This window comes from Cognatiluteimonas telluris (assembly GCF_011320095.1).
Lineage (GTDB): Bacteria > Pseudomonadota > Gammaproteobacteria > Xanthomonadales > Xanthomonadaceae > Cognatiluteimonas > Cognatiluteimonas telluris.
Window position 1 is genome coordinate 43,240 of record NZ_JAANOY010000011.1, and the last position, 17,090, is coordinate 60,329.

The following is a 17,090-nucleotide window of genomic DNA, read 5'->3' on the forward strand; positions in this document are numbered from 1 at the left end:
ATCACCCGCACTTCGAATACCCACAATTCAAACAAGTCGCACACCCATCCATGATCACCACCGCCTTGTTGCTGCACTTGTGGCACATCGCGGCGGACGGCGGGAACGACGCGCCGTCGCCGGTGACCTCGATGGTTTCGGCGTGCGATGAATTCTCGGATTCGAAGCTGACGCTTACGTCAGACTTTTTTTTTGAGCCGCCGCGCTGCGTGGACTCATACGCCGCGCGCTTCTCGGCGATCAACGCGCGCTGCTCGGCGCTCATGTCCGGGTCGTGCATCATGCCGATCGACTTCAGGTGGTCCTCCACGATCGAGCCGAGCTCGGCGACCAGGGACGGCATGTACACGCCGCCGGCCTTGAAGTAGCCGCCCTTGGGGTCGAACACCGCGCGCATCTCCTCCACCAGGAAGGTGACGTCGCCGCCCTTGCGGAACACCGCCGACATGATGCGGGTCAGCGCAACGATCCACTGGAAGTGGTCCATCGACTTGGAGTTGATGAAGATCTCGAACGGGCGGCGCTGCTCGTGCTCGCTGCCGGCATTCAACACGATGTCGTTGATCGTCACGTACATCGCGTGCTCGACCAGCGGCGACTTGATCTTGTAGGTCGATCCGATCAGCACCTCGGGGCGCTCGATCTTCTCGTGCATCTGGATCACGTCGGCCATCGGCAGCTGCGCTTCGATCGTCGCGCGCGCCACCGACTCCACCTTGGCGGCGGCGTCCCTGGCCTTGTCCTCGGGGGTGACGACGGCGTAGCCCTTGATTTTCTTGTCGATCTTGACGGCCATGGGAGTCCTGACGTGACGCGTTGCGGTGTGGATTGGAAGCGATGGGTTGGAAGCGGCCGCCGCGCCGTCATCGGGCGCGGCGGTCGTGGATTGCGATCAGCGGCGCGCGGACTTGCCCGCCGACTTGCCGGCGGTGGTCTTGCGCGCGGTGGACTTGCCGGTCGCCTTGCTGGCGGTGGCCTTGCGCGCGGGCGCCTTGGACATCGCGCGCGCGGGGATCGCCTTCTTCGCGGTGGCCTTCTTCGCAGGCGACTTCTTGGCCGTCGCCTTCCTGGCGGCCGCCTTGTTGGCCGGCGACTTCACCAGCGTCTTCTTCGCGGCGGCCTTCCTGGCCGGCGACTTGCGCACGACCAGCGCCTTGCTGGCGGAGGTCTTCTTCGCCGCGCCCTTGGCGCCGGCCTTCTTCGCCGCGGTCTTCCTGCTCGCCTTGCGCGCGGCCTGCGCGCGCTTGAGCGCGGCGGCTTCCTGGCGGCCGCTGTCGGCGGCGGCCTTGAGCCGGCTCTTGGTGTCGGTGACGGCCTTGCCCGCGGCCTTTTTTGCCTTGGTCGCGGCCTTGCCGGCGGCCTGCCTGGCGTTGGTGGCGGCCTTGCGCGCCTTGCCGGCGGCGTCCTTGACCTTTTCGGTGGCGGCCTCGGCGTTGCGGCTGACGATGGTGCCGAAATCCAGCGCGCGCTCGGCGACCGTATCGGCGGCGGCGGAAATCGTGGCAGTGACTCCGTTACCGTTGCTCATGTGCCCTCCCGGGGGCTGCTTGCCTGACTGGTGGTGGATGGTCCACGCACGGTGGACGCCGCGATCCTAACGCCGGGCGGGCCGCGCCGGCAGCGGTTCCGGCGTCGCGCCGCGGCACCCGGGTGGGCGGCCGCGTCGCGCTGCCGGCGCGCCTTCAGAACTTGCCGTAATACCCCTCTTTCAGCGCGTCGAACAGGTTGGCCGCGGTGTGCATTTCGCCGTCGTACTCGATCTGCTCGTTGCCCTTGACCTCGAGCACCGTGCCGTCCTCGAGCTCGAAGCGGTACAGGGTGTTCTCCAGGTCCGCTTCCTTGACCAGCACGCCCTGGAAGGCGGCCGGGTTGAAGCGGAACGTGGTGCAGCCCTTCAGGCCCTGCTGGTGCGCGTAGCGGTAGATGTCCTTGAAGTCCTCGTACGGGTAATCCGTGGGCACGTTCGCGGTCTTGGAGATCGAGCTGTCGACCCACTTCTGCGCCGCGGCCTGCACGTCGACGTGCTCCTTCGGGGTGATGTCGTCGGCGGAGACGAAATACTCCGGCAGGCGCGCGGCGGCCTCGGTCGCGAACGGCATCGCCTTCGGGTTGACCAGCTCGCGGTAGGCGAGCAGTTCATACGACCAGACGTCGACCTTTTCCTTGGACTTCTTGCCTTCGCGGATCACGTTGCGGCTGTAGTGGTGCGCAAAGGACGGTTCGATGCCATTGCTCGCGTTGTTGGCCAGCGACAGCGAGATGGTGCCGGTGGGCGCGATCGAGCTGTGGTGGGTGAAACGCGAGCCGACCTCGGCCAGTTCGTCGACCAGCTCCGGTGCGACCTCGGCCACGCGCTGCATGTAGCGCGAGTAGCGCGCGTGCAGCAACCTGCCTTCGATCTCCTGGCCGATCTTCCAGCCGTCGGCCGCCATTTCCGGGCGCTTGCGCAGCATCTCGGCGGTGACGATGAAGCGCTCGGCCATGATCGGCGCGGGGCCTTTCTCCTTCGCCAGCGCCAGGCCGGTTTCCCAGCCGGCGACGGCCATCTCGCGCGCGATGCGCTCGGTGAATTCGCACGATTCCTTCGAGCCGTACTTCATCTGCAACATCGTCACCGTGCTGCCCAGGCCGAGGAAGCCCATGCCGTGGCGGCGCTTGCGCAGGATCTCGTCGCGCTGCTGCTGCAGCGGCAAACCATTCACCTCGACCACGTTGTCGAGCATGCGGGTGAACACGCGCACGACTTCCTTGTACTCGTCCCAGTCGAAGGTCGCCTGGTCGGTGAAGGCGTTGCGCACGAAGGTGGTGAGGTTGACCGAGCCCAGCAGGCAGGCGCCATAGGGCGGCAACGGCTGCTCGCCGCAGGGATTGGTGGCGCGGATGTTCTCGCACCACCAGTTGTTGTTCATCTCGTTGACGCGGTCGATGAGGATGAAACCCGGCTCGGCGTAGTCGTACGTCGAGACCATGATCATGTCCCACAGGTGGCGCGCGCGGATGTGGCCGTAGATGCGGCAGGCGACCAGGCCGTCGTCGCGGGTGATGTAGTTCTTGTGCGTCGGCCAGTCGCGCCAGACGACCTTGTCGGCATCATCGATGTCGATGTCGCCCTGTTCCTTGGCGTTGATCGGGAACACCAGCGGCCAGTCGCCATCCTGCGCGACCGCGTCCATGAAGCCGTCGGTGATCAGCAGCGACAGGTTGAACTGGCGCAGCCGGCCGTCCTCGCGCTTGGCGCGGATGAAGTCCTTCACGTCCGGGTGGCTGACGTCGAACGTGCCCATCTGCGCGCCGCGGCGGCCACCGGCCGAGGACACGGTGAAACACATCTTGTCGTAGATATCCATGAACGACATCGGGCCGGACGTATACGCGCCGGCGCCGGCGACGAACGCGCCGCGCGGGCGCAGGGTCGAGAACTCGTAGCCGATGCCGCAGCCGGCCTTGAGCGTCAGGCCCGCCTCGTGGACCTTGTCGAGGATGCCGTCCATCGAATCCTCGATGGTCCCCGAGACGGTGCAGTTGATCGTCGAGGTCGCCGGCTTGTGCTCCAGCGCGCCGGCGTTGGAGGTGATGCGGCCGGCCGGGATCGCGCCGCGGCGCAGCGCCCACAGGAAGCGCTCGTTCCAGTAGCGCTGCAGCTCGGTGGTGGGCTCGGCCTCGGCCAGCGCCTTGGCCACGCGCTGGTAGGTGCCGTCGATGTCGGCATCGATGGCGACGCCGGCCTTGGTCTTCAGGCGGTACTTCTTGTCCCAGATGTCGGTCGATGCCGGCTGCATCGGAATGACCTGCGCGCCGTCGCGCATCCCGTCCACCGTCGTCACCTGGCCCATGTCCGTCCTGATCGCCTCCAGCCGCACCGTGCTCATCGCGTCCCGTCTCCTCGTCCCTGCGCGACCGCGGCCGCGACATGTATGTATTGGTCGTCGTCTCTACCCGGCGTCGCGGCCGGGGGGCCGAACTGCGGCGACGGGGCTGCCGCGGCGCCAGCATGCGCGTCGCGACGTGGTCTGGATGTGGCCCGTCCGGGCCGTGAGGTCTACTGCAGCGTGCATCCGCCGTCCCCTTGGGGATTGCCCCCCGTGGCGTGACACCAACGATGGCCGTCGCGTGAACGCCAACCGGCCCCGCCCCTGCCCTGCTTCACCCTACTGCTTGGGCTTCCGCTGCCCTGTTCACCACAAGATGTAGTGGCGACGCAGGGGAGCCAAACTATGCGCGGTGCGCCGGGATGTCAACGGGGAAGGCGAGAAAAATTTTGCGGCCGCGCGTGCGGGCGGTGGTGGCCGCTGGCGGGCGAACTTTGCGTTGCCGCCCGGGTCGATGGGCCTGCGCATTCACTTGCGGGCAAGTCGCCCGCGCCGCGCCTGGCGCACACTCCCTGCGCCCCGGGATGGCGCCGCGCGCGTGGCCTTCGCCGCCGCAGCGGCGATGGGCACGCGCCCTTCACGTCCCTGCCACCGATGCCGACCGATAACACTCCAGGAGACCGATCCTGCATGCGTCCACTGCCCAGCCCCCGCAACACCCTGTTTGCCCTGACCGCCGCGGCTGCGTTCGGCGGCTTCGCCGCCACCGCGCTGCACGAAGGCCTGGAGGCGCCCGCGCGGGCGACGCCGGCCACGCCCACGGCAGCGGCCGTTCCGGCGATGGCCGCGCTGCCGGCCAGCGTCGAAGGCACGCCGATGCCCTCGCTGGCGCCGATGCTCAAGCGCGTGCTGCCGGCGGTGGTCAGCGTGCACAGCCAGCAGCGGGTACGGGTCAGTCCCTTCGGCGGTGATCCGTTCTTCCAGCAGATGTTCCCCGGCCTGACCCAGGAGCGGATCGCGCAGTCGCTCGGTTCCGGGGTGATCGTCGATGCCGTGCGCGGGCTGATCCTCACCAACCACCATGTGATCGAAGGCGCCGACCAGGTGTCGGTGACGCTGGCCGACGGGCGCAACCTGCCGGCGCAGTTCGTCGGCTCCGACCCGGACACCGACGTCGCGCTGATGCGCATCGCGGTGCCCAAGGACATGCCGCTGACCGCCATCCCGCTGGCCGACAGCAGCCGCCTGCAGGTGGGTGACTTCGTGGTCGCGGTGGGCAACCCGTTCGGCATCGGGCAGACGGTCACCAGTGGCATCGTCTCGGCGGTCGGCCGCAGCGGCCTGCCCGGCCTTGGCTACCAGAACTTCATCCAGACCGACGCCTCGATCAATCCGGGCAACTCCGGCGGCGCGCTGGTCAACCTGCGCGGCGAACTGGTCGGGATCAACACCGCCAGCTTCAATCCCAGCCGCGAGGGTTCGATGGCCGGCAACATCGGCCTGGGCTTCGCGATCCCGTCCAACCTCGCCGGCGACGTCATGCGCCAGCTCGCCAGCACCGGCGAAGTCCGCCGCGGCAGCCTGGGCATCGACACCCAGGACATCGACGCGCGGCTGGCCGCGGCGCTGCACCTGGACACCGCGGCCGGCGCGCTGGTCACGCGGGTCTATCCCGGCTCCGCCGCCGCGGCCGCGGGCCTGCGGGCCGGCGACGTGGTCGTGTCCGCGAACGGCCAGCACATCGACGGCCGCGAGGCGCTGCACAACTTCGAAGGCCTGCAGCCGGTCGGGGCCAAAGTGGCGCTGGACCTGCTGCGCGACGGCAAGCCGCTGCGGCTGAACGCGCAGCTGCGCGAGCAGCCACACTCGGTCGACGGCGCGGCGCTGGATCCACGCCTGGCTGGCGCGACCTTCACCGAGTTACCCGAGCGACTGCGGCAGGCTGGCGCCAATGGCGTACTGGTGGAACAGGTCGCGCGCGGCAGCCGCGCCGCGGCCAACGGGCTGCAGGCCGGCGATCTGGTGATCGCCGCCAACAGCGGTCGCTTCGACGACCTGTCCGGTTTCCGCCTGGGCTTTTCCGGCAAGCGCGGCGATGCGCGCGCGGCCGGGCCGCAACAACTGCTGCTGCGCGTGGTGCGCGGCAACCAGCAGGGCGAACTGATCATGCAATGACGCTGCGTTCGCGCAGCCATCCGGCATCGTCGCAGGCGATGTCGCAACCCCGAGGAGCCTGGACCATGAGTATTCCCCCCAATGCAAGCAACGGCGGCAGCAACACCACCGGCACCGACGGCACGAGCTCCGGCTCGAACCTCAGTTCCAGCCTGGGCAGCACCGGCAGCTACGGCGCCGACAGCGACATGGCGATGAGCAGCACCGGCAGCGCCAGCGGCAGCCTGAAGAACAACCTCGGCCAGGCCGGGTCGCACCTGAAGCAGGCGGCCGGCCACGCCGGCGTCGCGATCAAGGGTGCCGCCAGCGCCGCGGGCGAGGAGATGAAGGTCGGCAAGGCGCAGGTGAAGTCGGAACTGGCCGAAAGCGCGCTGTCCGGCATTGCCGCCGCCGAAGTCGCCGCCGCCGCCGGCCGCGAGCAGGTCGATGCGCTGATGGACAAGGGCCGCGACCTGCTGGACAGCGCGTCGGAACTGATCCGCGAGCGTCCGCTGGCGTCGTTCGGCGTGGCCTTCGCCACCGGCTGGCTCATCGCCAAGCTCGCCCGCGGCAGCGACCGGTAAGCCGCGGCCATGTCGCCTCCGGCGGACGGCGCGCACGACGGCGCCGGCAGTGCGGGCAGCGAGCGTGGCGGCTTCGATGGTGGCGCTCCCGGCGGTCCAGGCCGGGAATCGCTGCGCGAAGACCTGCACCGGATCGAAGCCGACATCAAGGCGCTCGGCGATAGCGGCCGGGCGACGTGGAAGGCCGGCCGCGATGCCGGCAAGGCGTTCCGGGTGCTGCTGTCGGCGGACATCTCGCTGGCGCGCAGCGCCTTCGGGCGCACGCTGGCGTTCACTGGCGTGGCGATCGCGTTCGGTGCCTCGGCGTGGCTGCTGTTGATGGCCGCGCTGGTGTCGTGGCTGAGCCTGCGCCTGGGGTGGCCGTGGGCGGCCTCGCTGCTGGCCACCGGCGTGCTGAGCCTGGCGGTCGCCGGTTTCAGCGGCTGGAGCGCAAGCCGCTACTTCGAACACACCCGGCTGCAGGCCACGCGCCGGCAACTGGCGCGGCTGGGCATCGGTGAGCTGGCGGCGTACATGCCCGATGCGGGTTCGGGCGCCTCGACCCGGGAGGCCGCCGATCGCGTCACCGACACCGCCAGCGCGACGCCCCTGAAGAAGGGGCTGGGCATGGACGTGACACCGCCATGAGCACGACGATGCCCTGCGTGGCCGCGATGGTCGCAGGCCGTGTGCGCGCGCACGCCGCGGTGGTGCCTGCGGCGGCGGCCGACTCCATGCAGGGCGTGCAGCACGCGCGTGGATGCGTGGCGTCGTCTTCCAACCGATCCAACGACCCAGGCCTGCAATCGCCATGAGCTTTGAATCGCTGATCGAAAAAGTGCGCCAGGCCGAAAACGCGCTCGAAGCGCGCGAGCGCCAGACCGCCGCCGACTGGCGCCAGGCCAAGGCCTCCTGGCGTGACTTGTGGACGCCGGGCCGGCTGCTTTCGGTCGGCCTGGTGAGCGGCTTCCTGGTCGGCAAGGTCGAACCGGCGCGTCGCATGACCCGCGGCAGCGGCGCGCTGCAATTGATTTCGGCGGTGGCCGGACTCTTCGCCGGCGGCAGCGCGCAGGCGGCCGCAGGCGATGCCGAGCACGCGGCGGCCAAGGCGCAACAGACCGTGGACGCGGTGACACCCACCGGCGCCGACGCCGACGCGACGACGCCATCGAGCGCGGCCGCGGTCCCACCCTCGCAACGCCCGCGACCGACGCCCGAATCCCTGCGCGCCGCGGGCCTGCTGTGAGCGAAGTGGCCGGCGACCCGCGCGAAACCGTCCCGCCGCCGCTGCCGATCACGCCACCGCCCCCGGCGGCCGTCGCAGCCGACAGGCCGGCCAAGCCGCGCATGCGCTCGACGCTGTCGTTGCAGGTGCTGGCGGTGCTGGCGGTGGGCTACACCCTGTGGGCCGCGCAGGACCTGATCCTGCCGGTGCTGCTGGCGATGTTCTTCGCCCTGGTCGGCAATCCGATCCTGCGCCTGCTGCAGCGGCTGTGGATCCCGCGCTTCTTCGGCGCGCTGCTGGTGCTGTCGCTGGGCATGCTGCTGACCTTCCAGCTCGGCCGCCAGCTGGTGACGCCTGCGGCCGAATGGGTGCGCCAGGTCCCCAGCCAGATGCGCGACCTCGCCCCGAAGCTGCGCTCGCTGGTCAAGCCGGTGCGCGAGGCCAACAAGGCGGCCGAGAACATCGCCCGCGCCGCCGGCGGCGAAAGCTCGGTCAACCCGGTGCAGGTGGTCAAGACCGAGGTCAACGATCCCTACAAGGCGCTGACGTCGACGCCGAAACTGCTGACTTCGGTGCTGGCGGTGGTGCTGCTGACGTTCTTCTTCATGGTCTACGGCCAGAGCCTGCAGCAGAACGCGATCGCGCTGCTGCCCGGGCGCCAGCAGAAGCGGTTGACGGTGGAGATCCTGCAGTCGATCGAGCGCGAGATCTCGCGCTACATGCTGACGATCAGCGTGATCAACGTGCTGTTCGGACTGATCCTCGCCGGCGTCCTGACCTACCTCGAGGTGCCGCTGGACGAGGCGCTGCTGTGGGGCACGATGGCCGCGGTGCTGAATTTCGCCCCCTACGTCGGCCCGCTGATCGGCATGCTGATCATGCTGGTGATGGGCTTCGTCGCCTTCAACGACCCGCTGCATTCGCTGCTGCCGGCCGCCGTGTACCTCGGGTTGCATACGCTGGAAGGCCAGCTCATCACCCCGATCATCCTCGGCCGGCGGATGGCGTTGTCGCCGCTGGTGCTGATCCTGGGGCTGATGGTGTTCGGCTGGATGTGGGGGATCATCGGCCTGCTGCTCGCGGTGCCGCTGCTGGTGTGCGTGAAGCTGGTGCTGGGGAAGATCGAAGGCCTGGAGGGATGGGCGAAGCTGCTGGAGTGAGCCGCCATGCGCCTGGCTGCCGCCCGCGCGCGTTACCGCGGCGCCTCCACGCGGCATCGGAACCCGGGGCGTAAACTAGGCCGATGGCCTTCCCCATCCGCGCCATCACGCTGGACCTGGACGACACCCTCTGGCCGATCGCGCCGGCGATCGATCGCGCCGAGGCGGCGCTGGACGCGTGGTTGCTGGCGCATGCGCCGCGTGCGGCCGCGCGCTGGCCGCTACCGGCCCGACGCAGGTTGCGCGATGAAGTCGATGCCGAACACCCCCGGCTGTCGCACGATTTCACCCGCCAGCGGCTGATCACGCTGGAGCGGATGCTGCGCGACAGCGGTGAGGACGTCGGCCTGGTGGATGCCGCGTTCGAGGCCTACTTCGCCGCGCGCTGCCAGGTCGAGCACTATCCCGACAGCGTCGATGCCCTGCAGCGGCTGGCCGCGCGCGTGCCGCTGGCGGCGCTGAGCAACGGCAATGCCTGCCTGGCCCGGATCGGCCTGATGCCGCTGTTCCAGTTCCAGCTCGGCGCGCGCGAACACGGCGCGGCCAAGCCCGCGGCCAGCATTTTCCACGCGGCCTGCGTGCAGCTCGGGTGCGCGCCGGCGCAGGTGCTGCACGTCGGCGATGACGTCGAACTCGATGTCGTCGGCGCCGCCCATGCCGGCCTGCGCACCTGCTGGATCAATCGCGGCGATGCCGACGGCCGGCCGCGCGCCTGGCCATCGCGGCATCCGCGTCCGGACCTCGAATTCCCCACCCTCGCCGCGCTCGCTGACTGGCTCGACGCGGCGCAGGCGCCATCGCGGAACGCCGCATGACCCTGCCAGACGGTTTCGCCGCCGCGCCCGGCCTGCAGCCGCGCCCATTGCACCTGGTCGATCGCGCCGGCTTCGATGCCTGGCGCCAGCGCCAGTCGCCGGCGACGCAACAGTGGCTCGCCGCGCACGGCTTCGATGCCACACCGGGCACCGTGCTCGCGTTGCCCGGGGACGCCGGCCTCGCCGGCGCGGTGCTGGCCATCGGCGACCGGCTGGATCCGTGGAGCTATGCGCCGGCGCCGATGGCATTGCCCGCCGGCGACTGGCAGGTGGAGGGCGCACTCGATGCCGACGCGCGCCGCGCCCTGCACCTGGGCTGGGGCATCGGTGCATATCGCTACGCGCGCTTCCGCACGGCGCCGCGGCCGCCGGCGCGGCTGGTGCCCGAGGCGATCGACGACGAAACCCGTGCGCTCATCGCCGCCTGCGTGCGCGTGCGCGAGCTGGTCAACACGCCGACCGAGCACATGGGTCCGGAGCAGCTGGAACAGGTGGTGCGCGGGATCGCCCACCGCCATGGGGCGACCATCGACGTGGTCTGCGGCGACGAGCTGCTGGCGCGCAATTTCCCCGCGATCCACGCCGTCGGGCGTGCCTCCCATCGCGCACCGCGGCTGATCGCGCTGCACTGGGGCGAGGCGTCGGCGCCGCACGTGGCGATCGTCGGCAAGGGCGTGTGCTTCGACACCGGCGGCCTGAACATCAAGGTCGGCGAAGGCATGCGCAACATGAAGAAGGACATGGGCGGCGCGGCGCACGCGATCGCGCTGGCCGAACTGATCATGGCGCGCCGGCTTCCGCTGCGGATCACGCTGCTGGTGCCGGCGGTGGAGAACGCGATCGGGCCGGAAAGCTATCGCCCCGGTGAAGTGATCGCGACCCGCAAGGGCATCCACGTCGAGATCGACAACACCGATGCCGAAGGCCGCGTGGTGCTGTGCGATGCGCTGGCCTATGCGAGCGAGCAGTCGCCGCAGCTGCTGCTGGATTTCGCCACCCTGACCGGCGCCGCACGCACCGCGCTGGGCCCGGACCTGCCGGCGCTGTACGCCAACGACGACGCCGTCGCCGCGCAGTGGCTCGACGCCGGCCTGCACACGCGCGACCCGGTCTGGCGCATGCCGCTGTGGCGGCCGTATCTGCGCTACCTCACCAGCAACGTCGCCGACATCGCCAATTCCGGGCCGTCGAAGATGGCCGGCAGCATCACCGCCGCGCTGTACCTGGAGTGCTTCGTGCCGGCATCGCTGCCGTGGGCGCACCTGGACGTGTATGCGTGGAACGACAGCGACCGCCCGGGCAAACCGGCCGGCGGCGAAGCGCAGGGGTTGCGCGCGGTGTACGCGATGCTGAAGGCGCGGTTCGGCATCGCGGCGTAGGGCGGATTTCAACCCGCCATCGTTTCGCGGGATTGATGTGTAGGGCGGGTTTCAACCCGCCATCGACCCCCGGCGTTGCCGCAAAAGGCGATTCCATCGCCGTCGTTGGCGCGACGCGTCGTCGGCTCGCCGAGACAATCCACGCGTTGTGCGGCGGGTTGAAACCCGCCCTACAGCCAGCCTTTCTGTCGCGCCAGCCGGTGCGCTTCGATGCGGTTGCCGACGCCGAGCTTGCCGATCGCCTCGGACAGGTAATTGCGCACGGTGCCCTGCGACAGCGACAGCCGCGCGGCGATGTCGCCGGCGGACAGGCCTTCGCCCGCCAGCCGCAGCACCTGGCGCTCGCGGTCGTTGAGCGGATCGGCGTCCGACCAGGCGTCGACCGCCAGTTGCGGATCGATCACGCGGCCGCCGTCATGCACGCGGCGCACCGCGTCGGCCAGCTGCTCGGCCGGCGCGTCCTTGAGCAGGTAGCCGCCGACGCCCGCCTCCAGCGCCCGACGCAGGAAGCCCGGGCGCGCGAACGTGGTCACGATGATCACGCGGGTCTTCCATTCCTGCCGTTGCAGGCGCTGCGCGAGTTCCAGCCCGGTCAGGCCCGGCATTTCGATGTCGGTGACCAGCAGGTCGGGCTGCAGGCGCTGCAGTTCGCGCCAGGCGCCCTCGCCGTCGGCAGCCGCGCCGACCACGTCGATGTCGGCTTCCAGTCCCAGCAGCGCCGACAAGGCGCCGCGCACCATCGCCTGGTCCTCGGCCAGCAGCACCCGGATCATCGATGGCGGCCTCGTCCGCGCGCGTGTTGCGCATCGGCGCGCACGTTAGCAGACGCGTGCGGCGGGAACGCCCGGCAACGAGGACGTCGACGCGGGCGCGCACCGAACGCGCGCCTCGATGCAGGTGCCCGCGCCGGGTGTCGATTCCACCCGCAGGCGACCGCCCAGCGCTTCGAGCCGCTCCCGCATGCCGGACAAGCCGTTGCCCGGCGCGATCGCGCCGCCGCACCCATCGTCGCGCACGCGCAGCACGGCGTCGTCGCCATCCCGCGCCAGCGCGACCGACGCGCTGCGCGCCTGCGCGTGGCGCTGGATGTTGGTGACCGCTTCGCGCAGCGTCAGCGCCAGCACGATCTCGATCTCGCGCGGCCATGGCTCCGGCGCGACGTCGTAGTCGAAAGCGATGCCGCCGCTTTCCAGCAGCAGCTTCGACGACGCCAGTTCCGCGGCAAGCCCCGCGGCGCGGATGCCGGTCACCGCGCTGCGCACCTGCGCCAGCGCGTCGCGGGCCACGCCGCTGACGTCGTCCAGTTCGCGGCGCGCGGCCGCGACGTCGGTGTCCAGCAGGCGGCCGGCGAGTTCGGACTTCAGGGCCACCAGCGACAGGGTGTGGCCGAGCAGGTCGTGCAGGTCGCGGCCGATGCGCTCGCGCTCGGCCAGCGCGGCCAGCCGGCGCACTTCATCGTGGCTGAGCTTGAGCGCGGCGTCCTTCTCGTGTCCCACGCGTTCGACGTTGATGACGATGCCCAGGATGATCGTCATCGCCGGCATCCAGAACAGCACCTGCAATGGGTAGCCGAAGTGCAACGCCACGGCGATGAACAGGGTGTTTAGCGCGACCAGCCGCGGCAGCAGCGACAGCAGGAAGCGCCCGCTGTCGGTGCGCAGCATCACGCAGCCGAAGACGAAGTAACTGATCCCCGACGGATACCACGGCAGCAGGCCGATCCCGAGCGCCGCCATCGCGTAGGCGTACAGCGGCGAGCGGCGTCGCGGCGCCAGCAGCGTGCGCGCGTACAGCAGCAGGAACAGCGGGTAGGTCGCCAGCGTCAGCCACAGCCAGCGCGCATCGTAACGGCCGCCGCCCAGCGCCGGCAGCGCGAACACCCAGATCGACCACATCAGGTGCACCGCGTCCGTCCATGGCGACTTGCCACGACGCACCACGTTGGCCACCGCCGAATCCGGTGCCGCGACCATCCAGCCAGGACGCTTGCGCATCGTCAGTGTCTCTCCCGGTCGCATCATCGAAGGCCCGTTGCCGCCCGCCGCGCTCATCCGCGCGCGAGCCGCCGCCGCGCGAGCAGGAAGAATAAGCCCGACACCGCCGCCAGCACGAGGACGTGGACGCTCGTGCGTCCGCCATCGTCCAACCCGACCACCGACAACGCGATCTGTGCCAGGTGGTAGGCCGGCCACAGCGGCGCGAGCTTGGCGAACAGCGGCGGCAGCATCGACAGCGGCATCCACAGGCCGGCGAGGAAGGCCATCGGCAGGTACAGGATGTTGATCACCGCCGGCGCGCCCTGGCCGCTGACGACGGTGCCGATGTAGAGGCCGATCGCGCAGAACGGCAACACGCCCAGCACGTTGACCAGCGTCATCTCGAGCAGTTGCCCTGGTGCCAGCGTCACCTTGCCCAGGGTCAGCGCGATCGTCATCAGGATGATCGAGATCATCACCGCGAACACCATCGCCATCGCCATCTTCGCCAGCAGCATCGCGCCTGGCGGCGTCGGCAGCGCGCGCTTGAGTGCCAGGAAGCCGCGCTCGCGATCCAGCGCCATCGCCACCCCGAAGCCAAACAGGCCCGGCGCCATCACTCCGAACACGCCGAAGGTCGCCAGCAGGTAGGACGTCGCCTTGCCATGGCCGCCGTTGAGCAGCACCCCGAACAGCAGGTAGAACATCGGCGGGAACACCAGCGTCGGCACCGCGAACGCCGGCGCGCGCAGCACGCGCAGGAACTCGCTGCGGGCTTCGAGCCAGTAGCAGCGCAGCTGCGGCACGCGGGTTTCGGTGGCGATGGCGCTCATGCGGCCTCCTTGTGGATCGCGGGACGGGCGTTGGTGTTCGTGTCCCGCGTGAGGGCGACGAAGGCATCGGCCAGGCCGGCGCGCTCGACTTCCAGTTCGAGCAGTGCCGCGTCCTCGGCGAGCAGCCGGCGCACGACGGTTTCGGCGGCGTCGGCGACGATCTCGATCCGCGCGTCGACGCGCACGGCGCTGCGCACCTGCGGCCAGCGCGCGATAGCGTCGACGTCCAACCCGGAGATGCAGCGGATGCGGCGTTGGGCGACGTGCGCGCGGATCGCCTGCACGCTGCCCTGCGCGAGCACGCGGCCGCCATCGACGACGACCACGCGATCGGCGAGCGCCTCGGCCTCTTCCAGGTAATGCGTGGTCAGCAGCACGCCGCAGCCCTGGGCGACGAGTTCGCGGATCGCGCGCCACAGGGCCTGGCGCGCGTCGATGTCCAGGCCGGTCGTGGGTTCATCGAGGAACAGCAGCTGCGGGCGGCCGCAGATCGCCAGCGCGAACTGCACCCGGCGTTGCTGGCCGCCGGAAAGCTTGCCGTAGCGGCGCTGCAGCAGTCCGTCCAGACCCGCCATCGCCACGCAGTCGGCAATGCTGCGCGGCGCGGGGTAATAGCTGCGGGTGAGCTCGAGCAACTCGCGTACCTGCAGCGTGTCGGGAATCGCCGCGGACTGCAGCATCACCCCGATCCGCCGGCGCGCCGCCAGTTGCTGCGGCGATTGCCCGAACAGCGCCACCGCGCCGGCATCGGCGCGCACCAGGCCCAGCAGCAGCGCGATCGCCGTGCTCTTGCCGGCGCCGTTGGGGCCGAGCAGCGCCAGCACCTCGGCGGCAGCGATCTCCAGGTCGAGCCCGTCCAGCGCCTGCACCTTGCCGTAGGCCTTGCGCACGCCGCGCAGGTGGGCCAATGCGGCGGCCCGCTCCAATGTCTGCATCGTGATCTCCGCGCCGTGTGGTGGAAGGCGTGCAGGTTGCGACGCGTGCGCCGGCCGCGGCAGTCGCCGCCGTCAGCGATTGCGCATGACAAGCGTCAGGTGACACTGCCGCGCCGGCTGCCTACGCTTGGCCCCCGTTGCGGTGCGAGGTCTTCACCCGGCGGCCGGCGGCCGTCACACTGGCCAGCCTGCATGCCCCCGTCCATGGATCACGATGAACAGCCCTGCCGACCTGCTCAAGGAACTCCGCATCGACCGCTCGGCACCGCCGCCATCGCCGTCGCGTCGTGGCCTGTGGATCGCGCTCGCCGGGGTCGCCGCGCTGCTCGTCGTCGCCGTGGTGGCGTGGTCCTGGCTGGGACGCGACAAGGGCGTGGAGGTGCACACCGCGGCCGCGGTCGCGATCGGCAACGGCGGCGCGAGCAGCTCGGTGCTCGATGCCACCGGCTATGTGGTGGCGCGGCGGATGGCGACGGTGTCCTCCAAGATCACCGGCAAGGTCCGCGACGTGCGCATCGAGGAGGGCCAGCATGTCGAGGCCGGTGAAATCCTGGCGACGCTGGATCCGATCGATGCCGATGCCGAACGCGACCTGGTCGCCGCGCAACTGGCGGCCGCGCGCAGCCAGGTGGGCAACGTGCAGGCGCAGCTGCGCGCGAGCGAGGCCGACGCCACGCGGCTGTCCGCGCTCGTCAGGCAGCAGCTGGTGTCCAGGTCACAGTACGACCAGGCGATCGCCCAGCGCGACGCGCTGCGGGCGCAACTCGCCACCGCGCAGCGCAACGTCCAGGTCGCCAGCGACCAGCTGCGCATCGCCGGCCACGGGGTGGAGAACACCATCGTGCGCGCGCCCTTCGCCGGCGTGGTGATCGCCAAGGCGGCGCAGCCCGGCGAGATCGTGTCGCCGTTGTCGGCCGGCGGCGGCTTCACCCGCACCGGCATCGGCACGATCGTCGACATGGATTCGCTGGAAGTGGAAGTCGACGTCGGCGAGGCCTACATCGGCCGCGTGCAGGCCGGCATGCCGGTGGAGTCCACGCTCAACGCCTATCCGGACTGGAAGATCCCCGGCAAGGTGATCGCGATCATCCCGACCGCCGATCGCGGCAAGGCGACGGTCAAGGTACGCGTGGGCCTGGACGCGCGCGACCCGCGGATCGTGCCGGACATGGGCGTGCGCGTGAGCTTCCTGGAAGCGGCCAGGCCGGCGGCGGCGCAGCAGCCACAGGGCGTGCGGGTGCCGGCGGCGGCGATCGTGCAGCGCGGCGGGCATGCCGTGGTGTTCGCGCTGCAGGACGACGACAGCGTCGAGCAGCGCACCGTCAGGACCGGCATCGCGATGGGCGACGACCGGCAGGTGCTGTCGGGATTGAGCGCCGGCGACAGCGTGGTGCTCGATCCGCCGGATGCGTTGCAGGACGGGACGAAGGTGCGCATCGCGAAGGACGCACCCGCCGACGGCAGCAGTGAATGAACCACCGAGCGTCAATCCCGCGCAGGCGGGAATGACGGCAACAACGAACGAAGCCACCTAATCCGGAGCACGACATGGCAGCACTGGTCACGACCCGCGGCCTCACCAAGACCTACCAGCGCGGACCGGAAAAGGTCGAGGTGCTGCACGGCATCGACCTGGACATCCCCAAGGGCGACTTCGTCGCGCTGATGGGGCCGTCGGGTTCGGGCAAGACGACGTTGCTCAACCTGATCGGCGGGCTGGACACGCCGACCTCGGGCGAGATCGAGATCGAAGGCGAGCGCCTGGACCGGATGAGCGGCGGCCAGCTGTCGAACTGGCGCAGCCGCCACGTCGGCTTCGTGTTCCAGTTCTACAACCTGATGCCGATGCTGACCGCGCAGAAGAACGTCGAACTGCCGTTGCTGCTGACCAACCTGGGCAGCGCGCAGCGCCGGCGCAACGCGGAGATCGCGCTGCAGCTGGTCGGCCTGGCCGATCGCAGGTCGCACAAGCCCAACGAACTGTCCGGCGGCCAGCAGCAACGCGTCGCGATCGCGCGCGCGATCGTGTCCGACCCGACCTTCCTGATCTGCGACGAGCCGACCGGCGACCTCGACCGTCACTCCGCCGAGGAAGTGCTCGGACTGCTGCAGACGCTCAACCGCCAGCACGGCAAGACCATCATCATGGTCACCCACGATCCCAAAGCCGCCGAGTACGCCACCCACACGGTGCACCTGGACAAGGGTGAACTGGTCGACGCGCCGGCACTGGCGCACTGA

17 protein-coding genes are annotated in these 17,090 nt (G+C 70.1%); 10 read left to right on the forward strand and 7 right to left on the reverse strand.

The annotated features are described in order from the left end of the window. Position 1: 1 nt before the first annotated feature. The 3 genes from G7B67_RS07690 to G7B67_RS07700 all read right to left on the reverse strand — a co-directional run bounded on the left by G7B67_RS07690 (position 2) and on the right by G7B67_RS07700 (position 3,869). Positions 2-796 carry a TSCPD domain-containing protein gene (locus G7B67_RS07690; RefSeq protein ID WP_166210385.1) on the reverse strand — a complete coding sequence of 265 codons (795 nt, stop codon included), beginning with the start codon at positions 794-796 and terminating at the stop codon, positions 2-4. 96 nt (positions 797-892) lie between these two features. Beyond that, positions 893-1,528 carry a hypothetical protein gene (locus G7B67_RS13510; protein ID WP_166210388.1) on the reverse strand — a complete coding sequence of 212 codons (636 nt, stop codon included), beginning with the start codon at positions 1,526-1,528 and terminating at the stop codon, positions 893-895. Positions 1,529-1,682: 154 nt separating this feature from the next. Further along, entirely contained in the window at positions 1,683-3,869 is a 2,187-nt protein-coding gene (locus tag G7B67_RS07700) for an adenosylcobalamin-dependent ribonucleoside-diphosphate reductase (protein WP_166210391.1), read from the reverse strand. Positions 3,870-4,499: 630 nt separating this feature from the next. On the opposite strand from G7B67_RS07700, the gene G7B67_RS07705 reads away from it, so the two are divergent. From G7B67_RS07705 to G7B67_RS07740, 8 genes are all read left to right on the forward strand, one after another. Beyond that, complete coding sequence (locus G7B67_RS07705; RefSeq protein ID WP_166210394.1) at positions 4,500-5,984, forward strand: trypsin-like peptidase domain-containing protein; 1,485 nt, start codon at positions 4,500-4,502, stop codon at positions 5,982-5,984. A gap of 194 nt (positions 5,985-6,178) precedes the next feature. Further along, complete coding sequence (locus G7B67_RS07710) at positions 6,179-6,547, forward strand: hypothetical protein (RefSeq protein WP_166210479.1); 369 nt, start codon at positions 6,179-6,181, stop codon at positions 6,545-6,547. 9 nt (positions 6,548-6,556) lie between these two features. Next, positions 6,557-7,174, forward strand: coding sequence for a phage holin family protein (locus tag G7B67_RS07715; protein WP_166210397.1), 618 nt, complete (start codon positions 6,557-6,559; stop codon positions 7,172-7,174). Continuing rightward, positions 7,171-7,341 carry a hypothetical protein gene (locus tag G7B67_RS07720; RefSeq protein WP_166210399.1) on the forward strand — a complete coding sequence of 57 codons (171 nt, stop codon included), beginning with the start codon at positions 7,171-7,173 and terminating at the stop codon, positions 7,339-7,341. Before G7B67_RS07715 ends, G7B67_RS07720 begins: the two co-directional genes overlap by 4 nt. Further along, positions 7,338-7,772 (forward strand): hypothetical protein, encoded by a 435-nt coding sequence (locus G7B67_RS07725; RefSeq protein ID WP_166210402.1) that lies wholly within the window; start codon positions 7,338-7,340, stop codon positions 7,770-7,772. Before G7B67_RS07720 ends, G7B67_RS07725 begins: the two co-directional genes overlap by 4 nt. Positions 7,773-7,873: 101 nt before the next feature. Beyond that, complete coding sequence (locus tag G7B67_RS07730; RefSeq protein WP_166210482.1) at positions 7,874-8,911, forward strand: AI-2E family transporter; 1,038 nt, start codon at positions 7,874-7,876, stop codon at positions 8,909-8,911. Positions 8,912-8,994: 83 nt separating this feature from the next. Then, on the forward strand, positions 8,995-9,726 hold the full coding sequence (locus G7B67_RS07735) for an HAD family hydrolase (protein WP_166210405.1): 732 nt from the start codon (positions 8,995-8,997) through the stop codon (positions 9,724-9,726). Beyond that, positions 9,723-11,105, forward strand: a complete 1,383-nt coding sequence (locus tag G7B67_RS07740; protein WP_166210408.1) for a leucyl aminopeptidase family protein — start codon at positions 9,723-9,725, stop codon at positions 11,103-11,105. The genes G7B67_RS07735 and G7B67_RS07740 overlap by 4 nt, the downstream gene beginning before the upstream one ends. A 170-nt stretch (positions 11,106-11,275) precedes the next feature. Here G7B67_RS07740 and G7B67_RS07745 read toward each other — a convergent pair whose 3' ends face one another. Genes G7B67_RS07745 through G7B67_RS07760 form a run of 4 tightly spaced genes read right to left on the reverse strand, consistent with a single transcriptional unit; the run spans position 11,276 to position 14,849 of the window. Next, positions 11,276-11,878, reverse strand: a complete 603-nt coding sequence (locus G7B67_RS07745) for a response regulator transcription factor (protein ID WP_166210411.1) — start codon at positions 11,876-11,878, stop codon at positions 11,276-11,278. A gap of 45 nt (positions 11,879-11,923) precedes the next feature. Continuing rightward, positions 11,924-13,099, reverse strand: coding sequence for a sensor histidine kinase (locus G7B67_RS07750; RefSeq protein ID WP_166210414.1), 1,176 nt, complete (start codon positions 13,097-13,099; stop codon positions 11,924-11,926). Between the two features lie 53 nt (positions 13,100-13,152). After that, positions 13,153-13,914: an ABC transporter permease gene (locus G7B67_RS07755; protein WP_166210417.1), complete on the reverse strand. Its 762-nt coding sequence runs from the start codon at positions 13,912-13,914 to the stop codon at positions 13,153-13,155. After that, on the reverse strand, positions 13,911-14,849 hold the full coding sequence (locus tag G7B67_RS07760) for an ABC transporter ATP-binding protein (protein ID WP_166210420.1): 939 nt from the start codon (positions 14,847-14,849) through the stop codon (positions 13,911-13,913). Before G7B67_RS07760 ends, G7B67_RS07755 begins: the two co-directional genes overlap by 4 nt. A gap of 214 nt (positions 14,850-15,063) precedes the next feature. Here G7B67_RS07760 and G7B67_RS07765 point away from each other — a divergent pair, with 214 nt between their 5' ends. Next, positions 15,064-16,323 carry an efflux RND transporter periplasmic adaptor subunit gene (locus G7B67_RS07765; protein WP_166210423.1) on the forward strand — a complete coding sequence of 420 codons (1,260 nt, stop codon included), beginning with the start codon at positions 15,064-15,066 and terminating at the stop codon, positions 16,321-16,323. 74 nt (positions 16,324-16,397) lie between these two features. Next, positions 16,398-17,090 carry an ABC transporter ATP-binding protein gene (locus G7B67_RS07770; RefSeq protein ID WP_166210426.1) on the forward strand — a complete coding sequence of 231 codons (693 nt, stop codon included), beginning with the start codon at positions 16,398-16,400 and terminating at the stop codon, positions 17,088-17,090.

What these genes read in the sequence shown, in the direction of transcription:
- G7B67_RS07690 (WP_166210385.1), bottom strand. Translation starts at nt 796, where the DNA reads ATGGCCGTCAAGATCGACAAGAAAATCAAGGGCTACGCCGTCGTCACC.
- G7B67_RS13510 (WP_166210388.1), bottom strand. Translation starts at nt 1,528, where the DNA reads ATGAGCAACGGTAACGGAGTCACTGCCACGATTTCCGCCGCCGCCGAT.
- G7B67_RS07700 (WP_166210391.1), bottom strand. Translation starts at nt 3,869, where the DNA reads ATGAGCACGGTGCGGCTGGAGGCGATCAGGACGGACATGGGCCAGGTG.
- G7B67_RS07705 (WP_166210394.1), top strand. Translation starts at nt 4,500, where the DNA reads ATGCGTCCACTGCCCAGCCCCCGCAACACCCTGTTTGCCCTGACCGCC.
- G7B67_RS07710 (WP_166210479.1), top strand. Translation starts at nt 6,179, where the DNA reads ATGAGCAGCACCGGCAGCGCCAGCGGCAGCCTGAAGAACAACCTCGGC.
- G7B67_RS07715 (WP_166210397.1), top strand. Translation starts at nt 6,557, where the DNA reads ATGTCGCCTCCGGCGGACGGCGCGCACGACGGCGCCGGCAGTGCGGGC.
- G7B67_RS07720 (WP_166210399.1), top strand. Translation starts at nt 7,171, where the DNA reads ATGAGCACGACGATGCCCTGCGTGGCCGCGATGGTCGCAGGCCGTGTG.
- G7B67_RS07725 (WP_166210402.1), top strand. Translation starts at nt 7,338, where the DNA reads ATGAGCTTTGAATCGCTGATCGAAAAAGTGCGCCAGGCCGAAAACGCG.
- G7B67_RS07730 (WP_166210482.1), top strand. Translation starts at nt 7,874, where the DNA reads ATGCGCTCGACGCTGTCGTTGCAGGTGCTGGCGGTGCTGGCGGTGGGC.
- G7B67_RS07735 (WP_166210405.1), top strand. Translation starts at nt 8,995, where the DNA reads ATGGCCTTCCCCATCCGCGCCATCACGCTGGACCTGGACGACACCCTC.
- G7B67_RS07740 (WP_166210408.1), top strand. Translation starts at nt 9,723, where the DNA reads ATGACCCTGCCAGACGGTTTCGCCGCCGCGCCCGGCCTGCAGCCGCGC.
- G7B67_RS07745 (WP_166210411.1), bottom strand. Translation starts at nt 11,878, where the DNA reads ATGATCCGGGTGCTGCTGGCCGAGGACCAGGCGATGGTGCGCGGCGCC.
- G7B67_RS07750 (WP_166210414.1), bottom strand. Translation starts at nt 13,099, where the DNA reads ATGCGCAAGCGTCCTGGCTGGATGGTCGCGGCACCGGATTCGGCGGTG.
- G7B67_RS07755 (WP_166210417.1), bottom strand. Translation starts at nt 13,914, where the DNA reads ATGAGCGCCATCGCCACCGAAACCCGCGTGCCGCAGCTGCGCTGCTAC.
- G7B67_RS07760 (WP_166210420.1), bottom strand. Translation starts at nt 14,849, where the DNA reads ATGCAGACATTGGAGCGGGCCGCCGCATTGGCCCACCTGCGCGGCGTG.
- G7B67_RS07765 (WP_166210423.1), top strand. Translation starts at nt 15,064, where the DNA reads ATGAACAGCCCTGCCGACCTGCTCAAGGAACTCCGCATCGACCGCTCG.
- G7B67_RS07770 (WP_166210426.1), top strand. Translation starts at nt 16,398, where the DNA reads ATGGCAGCACTGGTCACGACCCGCGGCCTCACCAAGACCTACCAGCGC.